General features: G+C 42.2%; 21 protein-coding genes and 2 pseudogenes. 7 read left to right on the top strand and 16 right to left on the bottom strand.

Annotated features, from left to right (window positions below; translation table 11 throughout):
* Positions 1 to 128 precede the first annotated feature (128 nt).
* The gene (locus AAEZ00_RS13625; protein WP_164839432.1) at positions 129 to 920 is read right to left on the bottom strand and encodes a substrate-binding periplasmic protein; all 792 of its coding nucleotides are present in this window, start codon (positions 918 to 920) and stop codon (positions 129 to 131) included.
* Between the two features lie 196 nt (positions 921 to 1,116).
* On the opposite strand from AAEZ00_RS13625, the gene AAEZ00_RS13620 reads away from it, so the two are divergent.
* Together AAEZ00_RS13620 and AAEZ00_RS13615 are read left to right on the top strand one after the other, a co-directional pair.
* Positions 1,117 to 2,130: an NAD(P)H-quinone oxidoreductase gene (locus AAEZ00_RS13620; protein WP_124012642.1), complete on the top strand. Its 1,014-nt coding sequence runs from the start codon at positions 1,117 to 1,119 to the stop codon at positions 2,128 to 2,130.
* A gap of 360 nt (positions 2,131 to 2,490) precedes the next feature.
* Positions 2,491 to 2,925 (top strand): hypothetical protein, encoded by a 435-nt coding sequence (locus tag AAEZ00_RS13615; protein WP_124012641.1) that lies wholly within the window; start codon positions 2,491 to 2,493, stop codon positions 2,923 to 2,925.
* A gap of 118 nt (positions 2,926 to 3,043) precedes the next feature.
* On the opposite strand, the gene AAEZ00_RS13610 is transcribed toward AAEZ00_RS13615, so the two are convergent.
* The 6 genes from AAEZ00_RS13610 to cutA form a co-directional block, all read right to left on the bottom strand.
* Positions 3,044 to 3,457, bottom strand: coding sequence for a DUF2391 family protein (locus AAEZ00_RS13610; protein WP_101033880.1), 414 nt, complete (start codon positions 3,455 to 3,457; stop codon positions 3,044 to 3,046).
* Positions 3,447 to 4,481: an aldose epimerase family protein gene (locus AAEZ00_RS13605; protein WP_124012640.1), complete on the bottom strand. Its 1,035-nt coding sequence runs from the start codon at positions 4,479 to 4,481 to the stop codon at positions 3,447 to 3,449. The genes AAEZ00_RS13610 and AAEZ00_RS13605 overlap by 11 nt, the downstream gene beginning before the upstream one ends.
* A 31-nt stretch (positions 4,482 to 4,512) precedes the next feature.
* Complete coding sequence (gene galK, locus AAEZ00_RS13600) at positions 4,513 to 5,655, bottom strand: galactokinase (protein WP_124012639.1); 1,143 nt, start codon at positions 5,653 to 5,655, stop codon at positions 4,513 to 4,515.
* A gap of 235 nt (positions 5,656 to 5,890) precedes the next feature.
* Positions 5,891 to 7,555, bottom strand: a complete 1,665-nt coding sequence (locus tag AAEZ00_RS13595) for a cation:proton antiporter domain-containing protein (RefSeq protein WP_351088779.1) — start codon at positions 7,553 to 7,555, stop codon at positions 5,891 to 5,893.
* A gap of 236 nt (positions 7,556 to 7,791) precedes the next feature.
* Positions 7,792 to 9,651 (bottom strand): protein-disulfide reductase DsbD, encoded by a 1,860-nt coding sequence (locus AAEZ00_RS13590; RefSeq protein ID WP_124012637.1) that lies wholly within the window; start codon positions 9,649 to 9,651, stop codon positions 7,792 to 7,794.
* On the bottom strand, positions 9,648 to 9,974 hold the full coding sequence (gene cutA / locus AAEZ00_RS13585) for a divalent-cation tolerance protein CutA (protein ID WP_101033885.1): 327 nt from the start codon (positions 9,972 to 9,974) through the stop codon (positions 9,648 to 9,650). Before cutA ends, AAEZ00_RS13590 begins: the two co-directional genes overlap by 4 nt.
* Positions 9,975 to 10,179: 205 nt before the next feature.
* Between cutA and AAEZ00_RS13580 the strand changes: the two genes are divergently transcribed.
* Positions 10,180 to 10,830, top strand: coding sequence for an FxsA family protein (locus tag AAEZ00_RS13580; RefSeq protein ID WP_351088785.1), 651 nt, complete (start codon positions 10,180 to 10,182; stop codon positions 10,828 to 10,830).
* Positions 10,831 to 10,994: 164 nt separating this feature from the next.
* On the opposite strand, the gene AAEZ00_RS13575 is transcribed toward AAEZ00_RS13580, so the two are convergent.
* Both AAEZ00_RS13575 and AAEZ00_RS13570 read right to left on the bottom strand, forming a co-directional pair.
* A complete protein-coding gene (locus AAEZ00_RS13575; RefSeq protein ID WP_233768610.1) occupies positions 10,995 to 11,375 on the bottom strand; it encodes a hypothetical protein in 381 nt (126 codons plus the stop codon).
* An 87-nt stretch (positions 11,376 to 11,462) separates the two neighbouring features.
* Entirely contained in the window at positions 11,463 to 12,905 is a 1,443-nt protein-coding gene (locus AAEZ00_RS13570; protein WP_351088776.1) for an MATE family efflux transporter, read from the bottom strand.
* Between the two features lie 211 nt (positions 12,906 to 13,116).
* Between AAEZ00_RS13570 and AAEZ00_RS13565 the strand changes: the two genes are divergently transcribed.
* The 3 genes from AAEZ00_RS13565 (at position 13,117) to AAEZ00_RS13555 (ending at position 16,278) form a co-directional block, all read left to right on the top strand.
* Complete coding sequence (locus AAEZ00_RS13565) at positions 13,117 to 13,407, top strand: co-chaperone GroES (protein ID WP_101033888.1); 291 nt, start codon at positions 13,117 to 13,119, stop codon at positions 13,405 to 13,407.
* Between the two features lie 57 nt (positions 13,408 to 13,464).
* Positions 13,465 to 15,105: a chaperonin GroEL gene (gene groL, locus AAEZ00_RS13560; RefSeq protein WP_124012634.1), complete on the top strand. Its 1,641-nt coding sequence runs from the start codon at positions 13,465 to 13,467 to the stop codon at positions 15,103 to 15,105.
* 660 nt (positions 15,106 to 15,765) lie between these two features.
* Entirely contained in the window at positions 15,766 to 16,278 is a 513-nt protein-coding gene (locus AAEZ00_RS13555; protein WP_351088774.1) for an Sbal_3080 family lipoprotein, read from the top strand.
* 360 nt (positions 16,279 to 16,638) lie between these two features.
* On the opposite strand, the pseudogene AAEZ00_RS13550 reads toward AAEZ00_RS13555, so the two are convergent.
* The 5 genes and pseudogenes from AAEZ00_RS13550 to AAEZ00_RS13530 all read right to left on the bottom strand — a co-directional run.
* Positions 16,639 to 17,232, bottom strand: a pseudogene (locus tag AAEZ00_RS13550) (transposase family protein); the annotation flags it as partial.
* Between the two features lie 46 nt (positions 17,233 to 17,278).
* Positions 17,279 to 18,834 (bottom strand): IS3 family transposase gene (locus tag AAEZ00_RS13545; protein WP_351088772.1). Its coding sequence is split into 2 segments (ribosomal slippage): positions 17,279 to 18,381 and positions 18,381 to 18,834, totalling 1,557 coding nucleotides; the frame shifts between segments, so codons are not numbered across the junction.
* An 82-nt stretch (positions 18,835 to 18,916) separates the two neighbouring features.
* Positions 18,917 to 19,495: pseudogene (locus AAEZ00_RS13540) on the bottom strand (IS4 family transposase); the annotation flags it as partial.
* A gap of 141 nt (positions 19,496 to 19,636) precedes the next feature.
* Positions 19,637 to 20,872, bottom strand: a complete 1,236-nt coding sequence (locus AAEZ00_RS13535) for a hypothetical protein (RefSeq protein WP_351088770.1) — start codon at positions 20,870 to 20,872, stop codon at positions 19,637 to 19,639.
* Between the two features lie 183 nt (positions 20,873 to 21,055).
* The gene (locus AAEZ00_RS13530; RefSeq protein WP_124012629.1) at positions 21,056 to 21,544 is read right to left on the bottom strand and encodes a TIGR00645 family protein; all 489 of its coding nucleotides are present in this window, start codon (positions 21,542 to 21,544) and stop codon (positions 21,056 to 21,058) included.
* Between the two features lie 337 nt (positions 21,545 to 21,881).
* On the opposite strand from AAEZ00_RS13530, the gene AAEZ00_RS13525 reads away from it, so the two are divergent.
* Complete coding sequence (locus tag AAEZ00_RS13525; protein WP_124012628.1) at positions 21,882 to 22,286, top strand: hypothetical protein; 405 nt, start codon at positions 21,882 to 21,884, stop codon at positions 22,284 to 22,286.
* A 267-nt stretch (positions 22,287 to 22,553) separates the two neighbouring features.
* Here AAEZ00_RS13525 and AAEZ00_RS13520 read toward each other — a convergent pair whose 3' ends face one another.
* Together AAEZ00_RS13520 and AAEZ00_RS13515 are read right to left on the bottom strand one after the other, a co-directional pair.
* Positions 22,554 to 22,832, bottom strand: a complete 279-nt coding sequence (locus AAEZ00_RS13520; RefSeq protein ID WP_101033900.1) for a DNA polymerase III subunit epsilon — start codon at positions 22,830 to 22,832, stop codon at positions 22,554 to 22,556.
* A 190-nt stretch (positions 22,833 to 23,022) separates the two neighbouring features.
* Entirely contained in the window at positions 23,023 to 24,114 is a 1,092-nt protein-coding gene (locus AAEZ00_RS13515; protein WP_351088767.1) for an alpha/beta hydrolase, read from the bottom strand.
* Positions 24,115 to 24,160: the final 46 nt, after the last annotated feature.

Below are 24,160 nucleotides of genomic sequence, written 5' to 3'. Positions count from 1 at the left end.
TGATGATTGATATCTTTTTTTGGGGGGCAGTGTAACTAACTTAATAAGGTTATGCAGTGAGAAGAGTGTTACGAAGTTTTGCACCTTGCTGATGCCAATTCCCTATGGCATAAAAACGGCTAGCAGTATTAATTGAAGCTAGGCAGAAACTTTTGCAGGTTTTTGTGGCGGACTTCGCCTGAGGTTAATTCAGGTAAAATTTTGTACTTATTGATAATCTGTTGATATTCACCATTAGCTTTTAGTATATCTATGCCGTTAGCAAAGGTGATCGCATGGGCTTTATTTTGCTGACTAAAACCAACATACAAGGGCACAGGTTTTCCTATGGTGCCAGCATAGCGAAGCTGTTTACTTAAATTTAATTGACTCGCGGTGTACTCAATGACATTTCTGTTGTCGACGATCACGGAATGACGGCCTTTTACAAGGCGAATAATATTCATCGCTAATGGATCGCTACCTGAGGCAAAGTACGTATTAGCATGCGCGTTAAACCAGGCGTCAAGTGCTGCGCCATAGCCGTAACCATTCACTATCGCCGCTTGTTGAGTTTTATTCAGGTCGCTAATCTGCTTAAATGACTCATTACTGTCAACAAGAGTATAAAAGTCGTTGCTGTTATAGCCCAAAATCACATCAGCACTGAGTAATTTATTGTCGGCTATCGCGCTTGCGGTCAGTGCAAGCACTGCATCAATATTGTTTCTTTGCAGTTCAATCAATGCCCGCTTAAACGGAAGCTTTCGAAATTCAACGGCTTGACCTTGGATCTCAAAAGCGCGACGGGTTAGTTCTACAACGTATCCAGTTTGATTTTCGCAGATATACGGACACCAAATATCTGAGGCGATTCGAAGAGGCGCAGAGTGGGCATTAATACTGAAAAGAGACAGTAAAACGATAAAGTACTTTAACAAGTATTTTGCTCCATGATTTGAATGGGCGAGTATAGTAATTGTTTAAAGTGTATAGACAACCTTTTTTGATTAAAAAAGATACTAGTTTAGTTGTTCCTTAATAAACATGTCTGTTTTGTGAACAGATCCCAGAGCCCTATAACAGGTTATTAATTCTGGTTACTTTTTGATAACAACCAACCGAGATAATATTTTTATGGCGACATTAAATAGACAATTTACCCATGTGGTTGTTGAACAAACCGGCGAACCCAGTGTGATGACCATGACTCAGTCAACGCTTGCGATGCCAACCGCGGGCCAAGTGACGATTAAAGTGTATGCTGCTGGCGTTAATGGCCCAGATATCAAACAGCGCGCTGGTGCTTACCCACCTCCAGCAGATGCCAGCCCTATTCTTGGTTTAGAAGTGGCGGGTGAAATTGTTGCTGTAGCCGACGATGTCACTCAGTGGCGAGTAGGCGATAAAGTGTGTGCATTAGTGCCCGGTGGCGGCTATGGCGAGTTAGTCAATACTTACGCAGCTCATTGCTTACCTATTCCCACCGGTTACAGTTACGTACAAGCTGCTGCTCTGCCAGAAACCTTTTTTACTGTTTGGGGTAACTTATTTATTCGCGGCGGGCTTAAAGCAGGTGAAACCGTGCTTATTCATGGTGGTTCTGGCGGAATTGGTACTACTGCGATTCAAATGGCGAGTTGTCTAGGCGCGACCGTTTTTGCTACCTCGGGCAGTGCAGAAAAATGCCAATATTGTCTTGAGCAAGGCGCCAGTGTGGCGATTAATTATAACCAGCAGCATTTTGTTGAACCCATCTTAGAGGCGACGGGTGGCCAAGGGGTTAATGTGATTATGGACATTGCCGGTGGCGACTTTATTAATGAGAACTTAAAAGCCATCGCAGTAGACGGGCGCATGGTATCGGTATCAATGGAGCGTGGTGCACAGGCCAACGTGGATATTTTCCGCATTATGGCGAAGCGGGTAGTGTGGACAGGTTCAACCCTTCGACCACAAAGTGTGGCTAATAAAGCCCAAATTGCACAAGGCTTGGCTCAATATGTATGGCCATTATTGAATAACGGTGAAATGAGTATCCCTGTCGACAGCGTATTTGCTTTTTCACAGGTGGTTGAGGCGCACCAGCGAATGGAGTCTGGGCAACATAAAGGCAAAATAGTGTTAGCTCTGCAAGCGCAAGCTGGTTAAGTCATGCACAGAGTAGCGATTGGGTCTTAATCAGCGATATATTTTGATAAAAAACTTGAAGCTTGGTTTTTTTAAGCTAAAGTCGTGATGACATAGTGATTGGCCTGAAAGTGGTTAATCACTTTTTTGGGACGTTTATTTGGTGAGAAAAATGACAGTAAAGTGTAAAAAACTGACTACAACCGACATTTTTATGCGATTACGCGAAAATTCATCGTTTTAGGCATTGATTATCAGAAATATTCTGGTTAAATACCCACACAAATACAGAACAGATAATCGTGGCGCAGTATGAAGATGTTATCTTCAATAATCCTGCATCATTTTTAGAATATGTGTTGATTAAGGGCGTTAGCATATATGTATAACACGGCAAAAAAACAAGTTTGGTTTGGTGAATTAAGAACATCGAAAGGTAACACTATCGTCGTTCATGATAACCAATTGCCAGAAGCGTCTCCAGGACGCATCTACTTATACAATACAATTCGAAACACAATTGTTGAGTATGTAGAAGACATCGTTAAAGTTAATTTATATGACTTGGATGATGAACAAACAAAAGTCGCTATCGCTGAGTTAAATGAAGCTTGGAAAGCGGAGCGTGCTGAGTTTATGTTAAAACATCAATCACGTATCGATTTGTCAAAAGTACCTGATACTGCGCCTTCTCGTAAGGCTAAACCTGTACCAGAGCCAGATGAAATTGTTGACACAGATGATGACATCCCAGAATTAGATGACGATGATGATGACGATAGCTTTGATGAAATGGGGGATAGCGTAGACGATTAAACAAGCAGATAACTTTAAGTCTCCGACTCAAGATGTTTCTGTGGTTAATCTTATCATCCTATTTTTTATTTGTTATAGATGACTAACGGCATAAAGAATAATCTATTCTTTATGCCGTTTATTCTTTGTCGAAACTGTCGACAATTATCGCCCCCATGGATGCGGGCATCGCAATCAAAATAATCCGTTTTAATGCTAAAATGGGATCGTCCCATAAGGGCAATTTATTTAATGCCAATAGCACAATACCCACCACTAATAACGTCAATATATACGCCGCTATCACCCGCAAAAAAAAGGCTCCTCTGCGCTTAACAATATTTGCCTGAAATACACTTTGGTAAGCAAACAGAGTAATAAATGCTAGCGATAACACCACCACCAGAACCAAATTTAATGTCGGTAAGCTTGCCGATAAGCGCCATGCTTCTTCAGAAAATGCTATCGGCACCGACAAGGCAAAAGCGCCCACGGCAATTTGGCCAATATCTTCGGCGTTAAATGTCGTCTTTCCCGGCGGATTACTCGGCATCGAACTGGTATCGAGTTATGTGGTGATACACTTGGCCAGGTGTTATCCACACATCGCCAGGTAAGTCGGGTTGATTAGGTGAATCAGGTAGCATTTGCGGTTCAATACACACAGCTTGATGGTCGTTCAATATTCGCTGTTTTTTGCCAATAGTGCCTTGTAAAAAGTTAGCGCCATACACTTGTACCCCAGGTTGATTGGTATAAACCGTCATGCTACGACCGCTATTGGGACTGGCTAAACAGCCAAAACGTTGCAAGTCTGCCCCTGGGTTATCTAACACATAGCAATGATCAAACCCCTTGGTAGCGGCTAATGCAGCGCGCTCCGTTTGTACCGACATTGGCGTAGGTACAGCCATGTCTAAGTCGCTGCCCGCAGTCGCTTGCATTGACGTTGGTATGCCAACATCGTTCATGGTGAGGTAGGTTTTCGCATCCACTTGCAAGGTATGTTGTTGGTTGGTGTCGCTGCGATTGCCGTCTAAATTAAAGTAGCTGTGTTGGGTTAAACTGATTGGACAGGCTTTATCGGTGCTGGCGAGCATTTCAACGTACAAGTTGTTAGCCACCAAACGGTAATCGATTTGCACAGTACAATTGCCCGGAAATCCCATGTCGCCGTCTGGGCTTTTTAAGGTTAAGCGCATGCCATCACTTAATGCCCCAAGCTGCCACAACTTGCGATTGAAGCCCTCAATGCCGCCATGTAAACAATTACTCGCTTGGTTAACGCTAAGATGATACTCGTTACCATTATATTGCGTTTTGCCATTGGCAATACGATTGCTATAACGTCCTGCAATGGCGCCTAAATGGGCTTGTTGGACTAAATAGTCTTCGACACTGTCGCAACCTAGGACAATATTCTTACGCTCACCACTGCGATCTGGGGTCCATAATGATCGAATAATGCCACCTAAACTTAAGACTTCAAGTGCGATGATGCCATTATCAATTATAACTCGTTCAATCTCACCACCACGGGGATCTTGCCAAGGTTCCAGCACACTAAAACGTACCATTTATGCCTCTCTGATCTAGATACATTACCGATTAACCGATGCGTCCTGCACCGCCACTGGCGGAACATAAGTGTATAGTTGCTTCGATGCCGGTTTGCTTAAAGTATTGGTTTTCAACCACATTAATCACCTTATCGGTGAGGTCGTGATTGACCAAGGCTAATACACAACCATCGCTCATACGCACACCGCCTTGCTCACCGATAAGTGTTGCAATCATAGTGACTAAGGTGTCTATCTCGACAGTGATAATATCAAAATCATCACGCATTGATGCTTGAGACTGAGCCATTAACTGACTAAAACGAGGGATGTTATTCTGTTGCAAGGCTCTGGCGGCATTACTGGTGCGTTGGTTTTCAGTGATGATATGGCGCGCTCGTCGAAACTGCTCATTACTTAGCACATCTTTATTTTGGGTCAGTTGGCTTAGTGATAAATCTCGCAGTGAGTCGAGGCCAAGCAACGCGGTGATCTGGTTGCATTCTTGTTTGCGTTGTTCAAATTGCTGGGTAAACCCATGGCGGTCTTGTTTTAAATCAATCACGATCAAGCTTAACTCTTCTGGCAATAAAACCGCTTCGCTTTCTAATTCTAAACAATCAATTAATAAGGCGTGATCGGGTTGTGCCATCGCGCTGATAATTTGGTCCATCATGCCGCAATTTAACTGCATAAATTGGCTTTGGCCGCGCTGAGCCAATTGGGCAATAGCTAAAGGTGACAAGTGTAATTGGCTGGCATAACTGATGGCCGTACCGAAAGCGATTTCAAGTGCTGCCGACGACGATAAACCTGCTCCGAGTGGCACGTCACCCACTATGGCTAAGTCTAAGCCATTTGCGCGTAAACCCGATTGGTTCATGGCTGCTGTCACGCCTTTGAGGTAATGACACCAATCATCACCTGCCGCAACTGCACCTTCTTCACCAAAGTGCCATTGTTTGATTTGTCCTGGAAAAGCTGTGGTCACGGCGCGAAATAAATTATCATCGCGATGTTTTACTGCAATCACAGTGTGAAAGTTAATTGCTGCAGGTAGTACGAGTCCTTCGTTATAGTCGGTATGCTCGCCCATAATATTCACTCGCCCAGGGGCTTGGTATAAGTCGTCAGGCTTGGTACCAAATGTTTGAACAAATAATTTAGTCGCGCGTTGAGCAGGGTTTGACATACTTCAAAAAATCCAACAAAAGGGTGACAAAAAAAGTCTTATTAATGAGTTATAGCATGACTTTACTGTGTATGTAACGGAGATTTTTAATCCGCAGCAATACGCGGCAATAAACAAAAACGCCTAGAAAGTTATCTAGGCGTCGGTAAGTTAACCTCAACTCGGTATAAGAAATGGGATAATTCGATAAAAACCGGTTTATTATCCCGAGCTGAGGCGACTGTTCGTTTTATTATCACGACTCGGAAGAGACTTCATCGGTCACTGCCCGTGTTGGCTGAAGACTATTCTTCGTCAATGAGTCTGGGGTGATTTCTGGCGGAGAGTCGAGTAACTCTTTGATCACATGATCAACAAAACCGGCACCCGCCGCTTCATACAAGTTATATACAGTGTGCACACCTGAATCTTTCAACGATTCAGCATCTTCAGCGTACTGTACAATGGCACTGATTTTTCCTTGGTAGTTTAATTTTTGCAGTTGTTGTACCGCAAATAAATTACCTACGTGATTAGGCATCGCCAACAAGACTAATTCTAAATCTGGCGCCCGCTCGAGCTTCTCCCAAAAATCAGTATCGCCAGCGTCACCTTGGACGACATTACGGTTTTGGCTACGATGAAAATCAACCAATTCTTGTTTATGCTCAATCCCTAAAATTTCGCCGGTATATTTTGAATGCAGTTCATCATAAGCACCGCAACCAATTCGTCCCATACCTAAGATTAAGAAGCGCGGATTACCGATGCGGATTTGACGATCTTCAGGGTGTAATGGGTGACGTTCTAGCTTCATCAGCTTGGCTTGATAGCGCAAGTAAATTTTTGCGACGCTGCTATTCAAGGGCGCTGCAAATAAGAAACTGATGCTTAACGCGACTGCGATAATGATCAGCCATTCTGGCGGTAACCAGCCTTTATGCGCCGCAACAGCGGCGACAATTAACCCAAATTCACTGTAGTTACCTAAGTTAAATGAGGCTAATAATGAGGTGCGCGAGCGCAGTTTAAAGCGGGTGAGCAAGTAGATAAACATCAAAATCTTAACCGGGATCAACAGCACTAAAATACTGGCTAAGCCGATATCAGCTAATGTTGGTAATCCGTTTAAGCCAATGGTTAAGAAAAAGGCGATTAAAAATATTTCTTTAAAGTAATAAATCGATTTGGCTAATTCCGATGATTTAGCATGCCCTGCTAATAAAACACCCACAATAAGCGCGCCTAAATCAGGTTTTAGCCCCACGGCTTCAAATAACCATGCACCCACCACTAATGCCATCACCAGGCCAAACAATACCAGCATTTCACCGTGGCCGACGCGATCAAACACTTTATAAATAAGCGGCCTTGCTAACGGCAACAAGAGTAAAGCAAAAGCCCAAACAGACGGAATATCACCTTTAGAAATGGTTAAAAATATCACGGCGAAGATGTCTTCCATAATCAAGATACCAATCGCCACGCGGCCATAAAGCGACTGCATATCACCGCTATCTTCAAGCACTTTTACGGCAAACACGGTACTGGAAAAACTTAATGCAAACGAAATCAACATCAGTTGATTAAAGCTAAATCCGTCCAGCTGCTCGATGCCTAAAAAGCCCAATAACTTGAGCATGGGCACAAAAAATAAGAGCGAACCAATTAAATGTAAGCTTGAGCCTGCCCATACTTCGGCTTTAAAAAGGCTCTTAAGATCAAGTTTAAGGCCAATGGAAAATAGCAGTAAGGTGACACCTAAGTCAGCCAATTGCTGCAAAATAGGTAAGCTAGTGTCTTTAATGCCTAAGGTGAACAATACAAAACCAGCAGCAAGATAACCAATGAGTGGTGGTAAACCTACTCGGCTGACAAGCATGCCGCACAATAGGGTTATGATCAGGATTGCGGGTTCCATAAAGCGCCTTAAATAAACAATAAAAACGTATTGTATAAGAAAAAGGTTAACTTTCGATGACTTTCGTTGCTTAAATGCAAAAACAGCATCTTTAGTGACTAAAGATACTGTTTTACATTGTTTTTTACGGAATGATTTTACGAACTCGTTTTACGCTATAAGATCACTGATTGAGTGAATTTCATTAACGTACTTAATTTAGCGCATTAACTTATGCGCTAAATGAGTCGGTTAATTTACTTTGCTAACAGTAAATCTAAGTGAGCGGCAAAGTCTTTCGGGCCCATAAAGCCGGTAACGCGTAAGTCTTTACGTTGTTCGCCATCGCTATTAAACATTAACAAGGTGGGTAAACCTAATACGCCATAATGTTCTAAAAGAGTAATATCAATATCATCGCTGGCGGTCACGTCGGCTTGCAATAACACCATTTGACTCATGCGCGCTGCAACCTCGGCATTTTTAAAGGTAATGGCTTCAAATTCTTTACAGGCCACACACCAGTCGGCATATAAATCTAACATCACTGTTTTACCGCTAATACTGGCTTTATCCAATTCAAGTTCTAAGTCTTCCAGCGACTTAATATGGATAAAGTGATTGGCTTCGGTGTTGGCTTTGCCATCTATACCGGTTTGGGTCATATTTGAGGATTGATGACCAAAGCTGGTCATTAATGCTTGGAAGCCATAGGAGAAACTTGCCATCAAAGCCAGCAATAACAACACCCCACGAGTGCTTTGTTTCCAGTTAAATGCTGACAACCTGTTTTGATGCATTAAGTAAGCGATTAAGCTTATTGCCCATACTGACCAAAGTAAATCGGACACTAAACCAGGCCAAATACGGCCAATCATCACAATCGATACTGAAATCAGTAAGAAGCCAAAGACGGTTTTAATGATGTCCATCCAAGCCCCTGCGCGCGGTAAGATTTTACCACCCGAAGTGCCAATAATTAATAACGGTACTCCCATCCCCATGCTCAATACATACAGGGCTAAAAAGCCTTGCAGTAAGTCGCCAGACTGCGCCACGTAAATGAGCACCCCAGATAATGGCGCTGTGGTACAAGGCGAAGCGACTAAACCAGAAATCACTCCCATCATAAACACACCAATGAGGTTGCCACCTTTTTGGTTGTTCGACATCGAGTTCATTTTTTGTTGCCATTTTGATGGCAGTTTTAAATCGTACATGCCAAACATCGACAAGCTCAGCAATACAAACATCACCGCTAAGAAAATCAAAATGGCCGGGTGTTGTAAGGCCGCTTGAAACTTAAGTCCGGCAGAGGCCACCACTAACCCGAGTAAGGAATAGGTAATCGCCATCCCTTGCACATAGGCCATTGATAGGGTGAAGGCTTTGGCTGTAGACAGCTTCTTGCCTTGACCAACAATAATGCCAGACAAAATAGGGTACATTGGGAATACACAAGGCGTTAATGCTAAGCCTATTCCCAAACCAAAGAAAATCACTAAGGTCCATAATAGACTGTCGTTTTGTAGTCTTTGGTTTAAGGTGTCTTGTTGGGTAATCGGTGCGGCTGGGGCATCGGTCGCCGTTGATGATTGTGCTTCATCAGGTGCGCCAATCACTTTTTTGCTGGTTAACTTGCCATCATTAGCCTCAATAGCGGATAAGGTAACATCGTGTTTGGTGGGTGGATAACACAAGGTCCCTTCAGCACAACCCATAAAGGTGACATGAAATACCGCATCGGCTTGCGCTTCTTTAAAAGCAATCGGGATTTCAACAAACGAGTAAAACACCTCTTGGTCGCCAAAGTATTCGTCATGATGGTTTTTGCCATGGGGTAATGCAATATCACCAATCACCGCACCGTCGACGGAAAACTGTAGCTTGTCGCGGTATAAATAATAGCCTTCGGCGATCACAAAATTGATTTTGAGTTGATTACCTTGTTGTTGGTAATCAAACACAAAAGCATCGTTCACCTTCATTAATTCTGGTTCACTGCTTAAAAAACTGAATTTACTACTCAAGACATCAGCACTGTGTGCTGCTGGCGCGAGTATGATTGATGACATCATTAACAATGATGTGAGGCATATTGCGACGATTTTTTTCATGATGGTGAGTTGTCTTTTATCCATTGTAAATAAGGGCCAAAACCAACGATAATCGGAGTGGCAATGAATTCTGGTACTTCATAAGGATGCATTTGGATCACGAGTTGTTCAATTGCATGATAATCAGTTGCCATGCATTTTATCTGCATCGGCACTTCATTTGACTGACAAATGTTATTGTCCCAGTGATATATTGACTCAACGGCTTGGCCTATTTGTACACAAGCCGCTAATTGGGCCGCTACTAATGCAGTCGCAATACGTGAAGCGATTTCAACATCGGGACAAGTGGTTAAAATAAGTAGCTGTTCGGGTTTATACATAAGTTGTCTTAAAGTTTACTTAAGTTAATGCTGTTATCATGCTAAAAGTCATCACAGTACGCTTTTTTAAACGCATTTTCATTAAACTGAGGTGATATTCGTGACCTGTCTTGAAATCAGACCTGCTCACCCCCATTTAAGTTTCATCGGCAACAGTTATTTTATCGGTCGCCACTCTATCAAAAAGCGATCATTAGAGGCCAATATGTTTTTTATTTTATTGTTAATATTTGTTTTAATACCGGTTATAGAGCTCAATGTGATCATTGAAGTTGCCAGTTCGATTGGCTCGTGGCCCACGGTTGGTTTGGTGCTCTTTACTGCCGTAGTCGGGGTGTCGTTGGTGCGTAGCCAAGGTTTAAGCACCCTAATGTCAGTGCAACAAAAGTTAGCTCGAGGCGAAGCGCCTGGGCAGGAAATTGTCGAAGGCATGATGCTAGCTGCCGCAGGGGTATTATTACTGATCCCCGGCTTTGTGACCGATTTTATCGGCTTAATTTTATTAACACCGTTAACCCGTGCACCTATTGCGGCATTTTTTTACAAGCGCATGCAATTACGCGTAGTGGCTAATGGTGGTTTTAAACCAGGTTTTGGCGGTGGACAAAGTCCTTTTGGGCCATCGGGTCCATTTGCGGGACAAAAACCATCTGATCACCCCGGCAACACCTTCGACGGTGATTTTGAACATAGAAATGAGCAACCTCGTAGCCATCAAATTGAGCATGACGATGTTGATGACAACCTTAATGAAGACAAGCATCAAAACAGTCATAAAGATAACCATGACGACAAGCGTGACGACATTATTGATGTTGAGCCCATTAACCCTAAAGATGACAACAAACCGACGTAGTGTTACCCAGCAATTCAATGTCCATTGAGTCTTACGTTGAGGGCATTAGGTTTAGGGCATTATTGTTAAAATAGTCGCTTTGGGGTTCTACTTTTAGAGCGTGTTCGATTGGGTGTGGCGTTTAAGCCCTAATGAAAGAAACAGCGAAACAGCCGAGAGATGTATTATTCGGCTGTTTTTGTGTCTGTTTGTAGCTGAAGTTGTTTATCCTGCTGAGCACCAAACCAAAATGCACTAATGATACTCAAGCCCCAATTGGCCAAAAATACCCAGGTTAACGCCGACATGCTTGAGCTGCCGGTGTCGAGTGCGACCTCTGATACTGCAGCATAAATTGAGGCTAAATCGTTGCCGATATTGCCCGCTAAAATTTGCTCTGCAATGACTTGTGCTCGACTGATCATCTGGTCCATAAGCACCATAATGCAGACCACACTGATACTGATAAACCCCCAGCCCTGTAATTTTTTACCTAACCAGAGTTGACCACTGCCAGGGCAAATAATGCCAGAGAGCATGGCGGCATAAATGGATTTTTTCATCATAGCTTAATTGTATTTTCGATTAATATACTGCTATTAATCCTCTGACAGCGATTAAAAAGCAAGTTTGGTCGGCATCATTAACACAGTTTAATATTCGCCAAGGTGAGTTGCTGAGTCTTTTGCATCAACTTGTTTGTCGGCTGCGTCAGCGTCAGTTGGCTCGGATTTGTCAGGACAAGGTACAGCATGCTTAATGTTGTCTGGCTCGCTAATTTTAGTCGCCAAATAATAACAAGCTAAGCCCATAAGCGTATTGGTAATGGGCAGTGCCAGTAAAATACCTTTTACCCCACCAACATAAGATCCTAAAACCGCTAGCGGTAACATTAATAACATTAACCGGCACAAGTTAATCACCAGTGAACTCAACGGCCTATGGTAAGCGTTTAAGCTAGTGGCAAAAATAATCACAATACCCAGAGGCCCATAAGCGACAGGTAACACTAGGATATAAAAACTCAGCCACTCGATAACAAGCGGGTCGTGAGTAAACAATCCAGCAATAAAATCGGCATTAAAATACAGTGGAATATACAGCAATGTTTGAAATACAAACACGAATTGCAACGACATCAATAAGGCTTTTTTAGCGCGTTCAGGCTGGCCAGCACCTAAATTTTGCGCAATAAAGGGCATTAAACTCGATGACAGCGCCATCACCACAATTAGCGACACCGACTCAAGGCGAATACCTGCGCCAAACGCTGCAACGCCGGTATTATCAATCCGGGCTAACATCGCCATGATAATGCCGTTAGTAATAGGGTTAATCACATTCATTAATGCCGCTGGGCGGGCAATATGAGCTAATACCTTCCAATGCAAAATTAATCGACCAACATCAAAGCGAGCAAACTTGACCAGTTTACGCTTAACAATAATCAGGTAGCCCGACAACGACATTGCCATCACCCAGGAAAGCGTTGTCGCAATGGCTGCGCCTTGTATTTCTAATCGAGGAAAAGGGCCAATGCCAAAGATAAGTAGCGGGTCGAGTACTAAGTTTACAATGGCGGCGAGCATCATAATTTTAGCCGGTGAGCGGGTATCACCCGTGGCACGTAATCCCTGATTACCCACCATCACTAACACTAATGCAGGGGCACCTAAATACCAGAACCACATGTAGTCATGTATTAATGGCAAACTGGCACTATTGGCACCCAGTAAACTAAAAGTAGGTTCAATCAAGACACAACCGAGTATCGATAACCCCCAAATAATAACTAAGGTCATGCACAAGGTGTCATATAAAAACACTCTAGACTCGGGCGCATGCCCAGAACCAATCAAACGCCCCAGATTGGTCGACACGCCAGCACCAATGCCGATACCGATACTCGAAATGACCAAGGTTACCGGGAAGGTAAAACTCACCGCCGCCAGTGCTTCAGTGCCCAACTTACTGATAAAAAAGATGTCTACCAGACTGCCACCGAGAATGGTCATAATGCCAATCAGGTTAGGCAAGGTCATGTTAAGCAGAACACGACCAATTGGGGCTGTGAGCAACCCATGTCTGTCTTTCATCTATTCTCGGTCTTAATATTTCAAAGGAACAGAATTCTATCAGGATTAGTGCAGCATTAATAAATCAGACTTAAAAAAGTAGAGTTTTTTTTTTAAGTCCCCTTGGATCTGTGATCAATCACCCCCATATCACATGCATTAAGGGGGAAACCCTTATTTGTTAGTCAATAGCCTCGTTTTCTGGGCATCACATCATTAGGAGAGTTCATAGATGAATATTCGTCCATTACATGACCGCGTTATCGTTAAACGTTTAGAAGTTGAATCAAAATCAGCCGGCGGTATTGTGCTTACAGGCAGCGCAGCTGAGAAATCAACTCGTGGTGAAATCCTTGCTGTAGGCAACGGTCGCATCTTAGAAAACGGTTCAGTTACTCCGCTTGACGTTAAAGTGGGCGACGTTGTGATCTTCAATGAAGGTTATGGCGTCAAGAAAGAAAAAATTGACGGAGAAGAAGTCTTAATCCTGTCAGAAGCTGACCTGATGGCAGTAGTAGGCTAAGCCTCTTGCATCAACTCGACTTTCCAGTTAATCAACAAATTTAAAGGAACATCAAAAATGGCAGCAAAAGAAGTCTTATTTGGTAACGACGCACGCGTAAAAATGCTTGCGGGCGTTAACATCCTAGCCAACGCAGTTAAAGTGACCTTAGGCCCTAAAGGTCGTAACGTTGTTTTAGATAAAAGCTTTGGTTCGCCAATGATCACCAAAGACGGTGTGTCAGTTGCGAGAGAAATCGAACTGACAGACAAGTTCGAAAACATGGGCGCACAAATGGTTAAAGAAGTTGCTTCTAAATCAAATGATGCAGCCGGTGACGGTACTACTACTGCAACAGTATTAGCTCAAGCTATTGTTGTTGAAGGCTTAAAAGCAGTTGCGGCGGGTATGAACCCAATGGACCTTAAGCGTGGTATCGACAAAGCAGTTATCGCAGCCGTTGCTGAGCTTAAATTACTTTCTCAAGAATGTTCTGACACTAAAGCGATTGCCCAAGTCGGTACTATCTCTGCTAACTCTGATGAGTCAATCGGCGAAATCATTGCAACAGCAATGGAAAAAGTCGGTAAAGAAGGCGTTATCACCGTTGAAGAAGGCCAAGCGCTTGAAAACGAATTAGACGTTGTTGAAGGTATGCAGTTTGACCGTGGTTACCTATCACCATACTTCATCAACAAGCCAGAAACTGGCAGCATTGAATTAGACAGCCCATTCATTTTATTAGTAGACAAAAAAGTGTCTAATATCCGTGAATTATTACCTATCCTTGAAGGTCTAGCTAAAACAGGTAAGCCATTGCTTATCGTTGCAGAAGACGTTGAAGGCGAAGCATTAGCAACATTGGTTGTCAACAACATGCGTGGCATCGTTAAAGTGGCTGCAGTTAAAGCTCCTGGTTTTGGTGACCGTCGTAAAGCCATGCTTCAAGATGTAGCCATCTTAACTGGCGGTACTGTTATCGCTGAAGAAATCGGCCTAGAACTTGAAAAAGCGACACTAGAAGATTTAGGTACTGCCAAGCGCGTTATCATTACTAAAGATAACACCACCATCATCGATGGTAACGGCGACCAAGTGCAGATTTCAGCTCGCGTTTCGCAAATCAAACAACAAGTTGAAGAGTCAACATCAGACTACGACAAAGAAAAGCTACAAGAGCGTATGGCTAAGTTAGCTGGCGGTGTTGCAGTCATTAAAGTTGGCGCAGCAACTGAAGTTGAAATGAAAGAGAAAAAAGCCCGCGTTGAAGATGCATTAAATGCTACTCGCGCAGCGGTTGAAGAAGGTGTTGTAGCCGGTGGTGGTGTAGCCCTTGTTCGCGTTGCAAGCATGATTAAAGATATTGACGTGCTTAACGAAGACCAAAAGCACGGTGTGCTTATTGCGCTACGTGCGATGGAAGCGCCTTTACGTCAAATCGCGACTAACGCAGGTCAAGAAGCATCAGTTGTGGCTAACACTGTTAAAAACGGTGAAGGTAACTTCGGTTACAACGCAGGTAACGACACTTACGGCGACATGTTAGAAATGGGTATCCTTGACCCAACTAAAGTGACCCGTAGTGCATTACAGTTCGCCGCGTCTATCGCGGGCTTAATGATCACGACTGAAGCGATGATCGCTGAAATACCACAAGAGTCTGCGCCAGATATGGGCGGAATGGGCGGTGGTATGGGCGGAATGGGCGGCATGATGTAATCTAGCTTGTCTAAATCGGTGATAACTGCGTTGCTTCACCACTCGTTTAAGAAAGCTAAACGTCGTGGTAAAGCGCCTTGTTCTAACCCGATTTATCCTGCGCTATATTGCTTGTCGTTCTAAAGCCTAGAAGCTTAGAGCTGAATTTCTTGTAAAAGAAAAGAGAAAGCCCCGATACCTAACAGTATCGGGGCTTTTTGTTTTTAGCTGGTTGAAATCGGTGATAACTATCTTGAAAAAAATAGGTTGCTTCACCACTCGCTTAGGTGATTGATAAAAGCTGAAAAGCTAAACGTCGTGGTAAAGCACCTTGTTCTAACACGATTTATTCTGCTTAAGATATATATGCTGGTCTAGAGCCTAGAAGCTTAAAACCTAGTTAAAGAAAATCCCAGGTACTTAAAAGTGTCAGGGATTTTTTATTTGGGGATCCCTCAGACTCTGGCCTCATTTATTTCGTAATTAATTTAAAAACAGTCTGTCGGACTCATTTTTTGTGTGTTGTATTTAATATTTTGATTTTAATCCATGTTTATAGTGAGTAGCTGGCGAATATTTTGTATATTATCATCGTAAAGTCATCAATATTAACGACTTTAATAGATATACTGTTATTTAATTGTTAGTGTGAAATCCCTTGTAACCTAAAGAGAAAATAACATGAAAAAAATAATACTCGGTTTGGTTTTAATCGCTGTTACGGGTTGTTCAAGTAATGGTCTAACAACGCTGAAGCAAATGGATCCAAACTTTGAAAAAGAAATCGTGATGACAAACGATCCAGATCAAACCGCAAAAGTTAGGGGCATTGTGACTAACTGGATGGTTGATAATGGTTACAATGTGTCTAAGGAAACTGCAAGTCCAAATGCTGAGTTAGACGATGATCAAGTCATGTTTGAATTCAATGCTAACTGGTGGTGGGACATGGCAACTTATATGCGTTACGTAAACTTAGATGTTACTGATAGTAAAGGAACCAAGGTGGCTGAACTTGATTTCGATTCAGTAAGGTATGGTGGTATGGATAAGTTTGGAAACGCAGAAGAAAGATTAAATCTAATTATGGAAGTGTTTTTCCAAAAGATTTCAGTACAAGATGCTGAACGTCAATTAGAGCATGGTAAAGAGAGAAGTACTAAATCAGCACCTACCTGTGCTTACGACTGCTAGCAAATGATGGTTAGGCAGATTACTTTTTACTCCTTAGAGGCTGGATTAAAGGGGGGGTAGATTAAACTTTTATCTGACCTACATCGTTGATAACTGCGTTGCTTCACCACTCACTTAGTTGATTGATAAAAGCTAAAAAGCTAAACGTCGTGGTAAAGCGACTTGTTGTAACCTGATTTATCCTGCGCCAAAATTGCAAAAATCATTGCTGGTCTAAAGCCTAGAAGCTAAGACAAAATTTCTTGTAAAAGAAAAGAGAAAGCCCCGAGACTTAACGGTATTGGGGCTTTTTTGTTATTGATTATCTGGGGGGAGGACTTCAGCATAAGTTTACTCTGATCCTGAGGGATCCCCACGAATTTAATAGCATGCTTGTGGATCCTTGATTAACGATTGTAGCATCTTAATTCCTGCTAGCCAGTGAGACTTCAGTAGCCTCAAAGACTTATCTTTGTAGGCCCTTAATCCTATAAATTGGTTTGAGAGCACGTTGCGATGCTTTATTGAGTTAGCTTGATATTGCCTGTGCTTATCAGCTGATTTTACTGCCAAACCAAGCAGGTAAAGTATAAATTGTGATAAGCAAGCTATCAGCAGGAGTACGCCTAATTTACGGTGAATCCTTGTTCCGCTATCATTCATTTTCAACCCTGTTTTAACATCTCTAAAACGCATCCTCGTCGCATAAATTTTAACGACTCTTTTAGCAGCATCTCTTCTACTGCATAGCGATGTTGCCAGTAACCACGGCTCTTTTTCTCGCTCGGCACTTGTTCGTGACTGTTTACTCCGTCTAGCTTTATCACCTGTAGCCACTTTGTCTTTTCGCCCTTTAGCGTTGCGTTTAAAAATCACTAAGCGAGATTTAAAAGCAGTTTGCTCACCTAAGTAATATATGCCGAGATTTTTGGCATTTGAGTTTGCTTGAGCATACAAATTTTTAACTGGAAACCAATCATCCCGGTGTTTTTCAAGGTAGTTGGCACTCTTTACTTAAATTTTAAGCTGCATTTCTTGTTTCTGTTTCAGACTTCTTATCTGGGTTCAGTGTGACTTCACCTACAGCGTCACAATTCCTTATACCGTTTGGCCAGCGTTTAGGATTTCTTGACCTCGCTTCCTCTAGCACTATCTTACGCTTAGATAAAATAGTCCTGTCTTGCATCACATGACCCTCACTCGGTGACACAAAATTGAGCTTGCTGTGTTTATGCTTAGTATTGTACCAAGTCACAAATACTTCGACCCATTCTCGTGCTTCGGTGATGCTTTTAAAGCCAGAGCTAGGCCATTCTGGCCGATACTTTAATGTTCTAAACAGCGACTCGGAGTAAGGGTTATCGTTACTGACACTCGGGCGGCTTAATGACGCGGTAACGCCTAACTCTTCAAGCTTGGCTTTCATTGTTAACGACTTCATCGGAGCACCATTATCTGAGTGCAATACCAGTGGCTTCTTAAAGCATTGCTCACGCAGCATATTGCGTTGCATTAACTCGGCCGCTAGCTCACCACATTCACGTTCATGGACTTCATAACCCACAACCTTACGGCTATAAATATCCTCAAACATATACAGATAATAAAAGCGTCCTTTGATGACCGAAGCTAAATAAGTGATATCCCAAGACCACACTTTGTTCGGCCCATCTGCAACATAAGCATCTGGTTTACTTCTTTTTGTTATGCTTTGGCTTCGTCCACGTCGATTTAATTGAGCATTGGCTTTTAACACTCGGTAAAAACTCGACTCTGAAGCGATATAGACCCCTTCATCAAGCAGCGTCGGCACGATTTGTGAGGGAGGTAGACTCGCAAACCTTGCCTCATTCGAGGTTGCCAGTATCAGCTTTTCCTCGTCATCACTAAGCTTGTTGGCTGGCTCCTGTCTTACCGCCGAGGGCCTTAAATCAGCTTGTACTTTTCCTGCTCGATACCAGCGCCGATACGTCCGCTTACTTAGCTCTGCTTCAGCGCAAGCCTTGTAAAGACGTGCACCGTGGGCATACGCTTCTTGTATTAAATTCACCAATGTTATGCGCTTAGGCAAAGGCGTTAACTCTCCTCGTTGTCGTCCTCCCAAAGCGCATTGAGCTTTTTTCTAAGCACCAGTAAAGCCGCTGTTTCTGCTAACGCCTTCTCTTTGTAGCGCAGCTCTCGTTGCAGGGATTTGATTTCTGCTTTGTCTGATTTGGCTTGCTGCTTAATCGTTTTGGCTTGAACTTCACTTGTCGTAAAGCCCCCTAAACAATCTTGTTTCCACTGCTGAACTTGTTCTCGAAACAAACCATTTTCTCGGCAATATTGGCTTACTTCAGCTTCAGACATTGGCGCTGTTTCAATGAGAACGGCAAACTTAGCTTCGGCCGACCAATCATTACTGGTCAATTTTTTACCTGGCACTGGGCGACCCTCTTTTTTAGCTTTATCGCGCCAATGATACAGGGTTTGGTAGGCGATCCCTTCACTACGTGCCACTTCCATGACGGTCATATTGTGGGGAGGCAATAACTTCTTTAAAACTGCTTCTTTACGTTCAGATGAATATCGTGCCATTGAGCTCTCATTGACCGCCCCCTCTATTTAATTATTGGATGATTTTAAGGGGTGACAACAATCCTGACACAGGGGGATCCCCAATATGCTTTTTACAGTGAGTTCTGTTTCTGAATCGCCCGACATAATCCCAATCAAGTGACAGTATTTGTTTAAACCATGGAATTCGAAATCCAGCATCAGTCACGATGACAGGCTTGCAGTCACTAGGTAGCATCGCCTTCAGTTTGGTCAGAAAGAGTAGATGAGTTTTAGGCTTTTCTTTTTTGTTTAGTGGATGTATTTCTTCATAAAGTGTCAATGAGCGTCCTTGAGCCGCCAAAGATGCTCTAATGAGAAAATGCTGCTTACGGTCATCAAGATCTGACCAATCGATATGAATGATGGGTTGCTTCATTTTTCCGAGGAGCAAGCAGGTCATACGAGTATAAGTGACCTCAATATCACGATGAAGATAAGGATTACTACAAAGCCTATCAACACGCTTAATCTTATGTTTTTCCTTGGCTTTACTTTCAATATCACGGCCAAGCCCTGTGATTGATAATGCTCCACCATTCATTGAGCTTTCAATTGCAGAGAACAGACTTTGTCGGCGAGTTTTGTGCATTAACGGGGTGACAAGTGAGAGGCATTTTGATAAAACTTGTTTTGCATTCATGGCATTTACTCGTGGTAATTTTTGTTTGGCGATAAATTTGATCACCAAATGTCATGAATGTTCCTTAGTTTTTAACCTATCTCATTATTTTTATTCATTCTTTTGTGGGGATCCCTCAGACTCTGATCCCATTTATTTATTTTAATGGTAAGTTTTGTTTAAATTCAATTTACTGCATTCATTTACACTTCCGTTCTGCCAGCAAATCATTAAAGTCGATACCTCACTTCGGAATAAATTTCGTAGTAGATCAAAATTTTCTTCATTAAGCGTTACACCTTGAATCCTGTTTACAATCGATCCGACTTTAATCCCAATAATTGCAGCATGTGAATCTTCTGAAACGTGCTTAACAATCCCACCTAATTGATGTGGTTCAAGTACAAAACCACTTTGGTCAATATAGGTTTTATTTGACAAAGTATTTCGATGCAAGGCCATGTAACCAGCTCTGTAATTAAAATGAACATCAAATTTTCGCAATAAACCACTACCAATCAAGCCAACACCATAGTCATCTTCAAAATAAGGTAAGTCATTTGCAGCAATATCTAAAAATGTTTCACCAGCTAAGCCGAATAACTTGATACGGCTGGTTTTTATCACATGTTTACCATCAAAGTTTTGAATTTGAGACTCGACAAAAACTGATGGGAATTCAATCCCTTTAGCGAGCTTTTCATTCAGGTATATGTACTCTGGTGCGCCAGTATCAACAACATAACTGTATTGACTTAAATTACCTTCACTATTCTCCATAGTAGCATCAACATATGGAATGCGACCTTGAATAGAAATAGGTAATGTCACCCATTTCTCGTCAATAAAGTCTAGATGTGCGTCTTGCCTAGAAAATGTCACCAGTTTCTCTGCGTAGTGAATAGTAACATTGAAATGATTCAGAATATCAAAGCCTATTGCACCATCAAAATAGGCCATCTCGTAGCTATCGAATAATGGATTCTGGTCAATTGGAACATGGATAATAGTAAGCTCTGCGAGTTTAATGTCACCAATTTCTATCAAAACGTCATTTACAACATTGACAATACTGCTTCGAAGTTTAATTTCTCGCTCTATATCTAAAGGTAGTGATTTAGTTCTTTGTGTTTCAAAAAGGACGGTAGTAGAGGCTCCAGAGTCAAGTGCTAAACGTAATGATTTAGCTCCATTAACCTTTGTTTCAATAATGATATGACCATCGTGCCAAACAAATGGTACGGTAAAGCTGTTGCCTTCATTGTGCCAAGTTTGAGACGCAAAAACATTCCCACTCTGTAGGTTCATGATGCCTCTAGCATTGCATCCAGACACTAAAGTTATCGTTATCAAAATACCGATTAGCGAGATCAAATTTATGTTTTTTATACCTAACATACATAGTCCTATAATTTTTTTTAACATTGTACTTTCAATAAATGGCGGGTGATTGAACAATATTGCGGTAATATTCATTTATTGATTTAGTCATGTTAAATTTTCACCAAGAAGTAAGTGGGGTAAGAGTCAACTTTCTACCCCACTATTTACCTATGCCGTCAGCACAACTATAGTCTGCTATTACTTGCGGGTAATTTTATCCAGATATCCCATGGCAAAGGCCGATAACACAAACGTGATGTGGATGAGTAGATACCACATGATCTTGTCGTTCGCGATATTTTCGGCATTCATAAATACTTTAAGTAGGTGAATGGATGAAATCGCTACAATAGATGCGGCCACCTTGTTTTTAAGCGAACCGGCGTCCATCTTGCCAAGCCAGTTTAGTTTCTCACTGTTTTCACCCACATCAAGCTGTGATACGAAGTTTTCGTAGCCTGAAAACATCACCATGATGAGCAGACCACCGACTAAGGTAATATCGATAAGTGATAGTGTGATTAGCACCAAATCAACTTCTGCTATCGAGAAGATATTGGGTAGGAGATGAAAGATCTCCTGAAAGAACTTTATGCCTAAGGCTAATAAGATTAGGCTTAATCCCAGATAAATAGGCGCCATGATCCAGCGTGATGCATACATCAATCTTTCAAACACTTTTTCCATAAAAAATTTAATCCTTCAAATAAAAAACGCTATAAATCAACCAAATAACTTATTTTAAAATATTAACATAATCAACTTTATCTGCGCTTGCATACAGTGGTGAGCTTGATGATGTATTATCTGTAAACTTTGCATGATGCATAGTGTATTGCATTATGTCTTTAGACGTTGGAATTTAGTTGGGTCAGAATTTGGTTAAGTCAGAGTAAGCGTTATTGCCGTCTAAATCATCTACTGTTTATTTATCGCAACAATTTTTAATCTAGGCCTCAGCTTTATTAATTATACTGAGTTGCTTGGCTATGTACTTCAACCGTTAAAAGAGGGACCTATTATTATGGATAAACATAATTCAAACGCGACGCGTAAAATGCCTTGGATTACGATAAGTGTTATTGCATCCATCGTCTTGCTGTTTGGACTGTTGCTAATGGTGATGCCCAAGGGGTTTAAGGCGACCCACGAACAAATCGGAACGGGTAAGCCTTCGGTAGTATTTGTTTATGATCCTAACCTTGTTGCGAGTATCAGCCAGACTGAGCAGATGAATGAAGCTCGTGCTCATCTTGGTGATAATGTGTTCTTTCTTCTTGCCAGAGTGGGTACTCCTGAGGGAAAGACGTTCATTACTAAACATCGTGCCAGCGCTTCAGAGTTATTACTCTTTGACTCAGCAGGGATCCTAACTAAAAGGCAGCTCGCGGTGATAGATGCTAACGAGCTCATGCGGTGGGTACGCTAGTCATTTTGGAGTGATCGTTATCAGAGGTCGTCAGGGGCGAAGTAAACTTTATCTCTTTTGAATAAATGGGCTAAGAGTCTAGGAGCTCCCCCATAAATTTAATCGCATGCTTGCTAGTCGCTGACTAAGAATTGCAGTGTTTTCATTGCTGTAAGTTAGTAAGATTTTTGCCGCTTCAAATGCCTATCTTTATCGATTTTAGTTTATAAAAATAAGCATTTGAGTGTGGGCTAGCCATCATCATTAACAATGGCTGTTGATAGGGGCTTACTGTGCGGTATCAGTAAATTCTGCTTGAACCTTGTCTAATTCTTGCTGGTTTTTAAGCTCGATTTGTTGCTGTCTTTTAATACTGACGTCTTCTGCAAGCGCTGCTTGTCTTTCCTTAAGGCTATGTTTCTCATCTTTGGTCAGAAACTTAAACGCTTTATCATTGGCAAGTGCATACGCAACAACATCTTCGCCCTTTACCCTGCGTTCATCCACTCGTTGTGAAAAACGTTCGTTATCACGGGCTTTACGTTCTTCGGCATTTAACTTACTCATTGTTGTATCCTCATTAGTTAATCACGGTAGCGTTTCACTACGCTCAGTCAAACAAATGAGAGTTGCACATTCATAAAGCTGATTGGTGCATTTTAGCATAAGTTGCCTCGCTAGCTGGAAATACGTGATGTTTGAGTAAACTTTTCATCAATCCATCAATCCATCAATCCATCAATCAATCAATCAATCATTAATCATTAAAGCGATTTAATGCCATTGCTATGTTATGAGTGGCTTGTTTGGCGCGCGCGCTGAGCTTTGTTATTGAAATAAAGCCATGCATGCAATCGTCATAATGCTGGTGTTGTGTGTTGATGCCTGCTGCTTTTAGGCGTTGCGCATATGCTATGCCATCGTCTCTTAATGGATCGAAACCAAGGGTTAATATGTAGCTTTTTGGCGATTCGCTAATGTCTGCTGCTTGCAGTGGACTCACTAATGGCAGAGTGACTTCGTCGAGAGAGTTTAAATAATGCAGCCTGAAATAATCCATTAAATCGCGGGTGAGTATTAATTGCTTATTGAAACGGCGATAAGACTCGGTTAAGCCTTGTAAATCTACCATTGGGTAGATTAAAAACTGAAATGCGGGTGTTACTTTTGCCTGTACTGGCAGTGATGTTTGCAGTGAATGTAAACCGATGATACACGCTAGATATCCGCCTGCGCTGTCACCACCCACGCCTATGTGTTGTGGATTAATATTAAGTTGTTGATGATTGCCATTGATATAGTTCCACGCTTCGATAGCATCACAAATCGGGATTGGGAATTTATGTTCGGGGGCCAGCCGATAACCGACTGAGATAATGTTCATCTTGCCATGTTTAGCCAGGTAGCGGCAAAAGCGATCATGAGTGTTTATACTGCCAATGACGCAGCCGCCACCATGAAAGTACACCAGTGTTTTTTGAGGTGTTTTGGCGCTGGGATAATAGCTGCTAATGTTGATTGTGCTATTGCTAGTACCGCTGGCGCTATGTTCGTTCAAAGGAATAGTGCCCATAAGAGGAGTGCCAGTGCTCACTGGGACAGTTAAATTAACCACCTTATCCATTTCAATTTTAGTCAGCCCAAGTACTCGGTCCATCGCGAGAAATACATATCTGAATAATGTTACTGGCAACTTGTATAACGGTGCTAATGACAACATCTTTGCGGCCATTAATTGTTTAGCTTCAAGTTGGGGGGCTTGTAGTGGTTTGCCTTGTAATTGCTCGATGGGTAGCTGTTTTTTGTGTGATTGAATGCCTTGTGCCGGTGGCTTGTTGAAACTGTCCATTTTAATAGGCCTTGTTGTTGTTGTTATTGTTACGCATTTAAAAAAG

The organism is Shewanella sp. S1-49-MNA-CIBAN-0167, assembly GCF_040310145.1.
GTDB classification, from domain to species: Bacteria; Pseudomonadota; Gammaproteobacteria; order Enterobacterales; family Shewanellaceae; genus Shewanella; species Shewanella psychromarinicola.
This window is presented reverse-complemented; position numbering and strand designations above follow the sequence as displayed.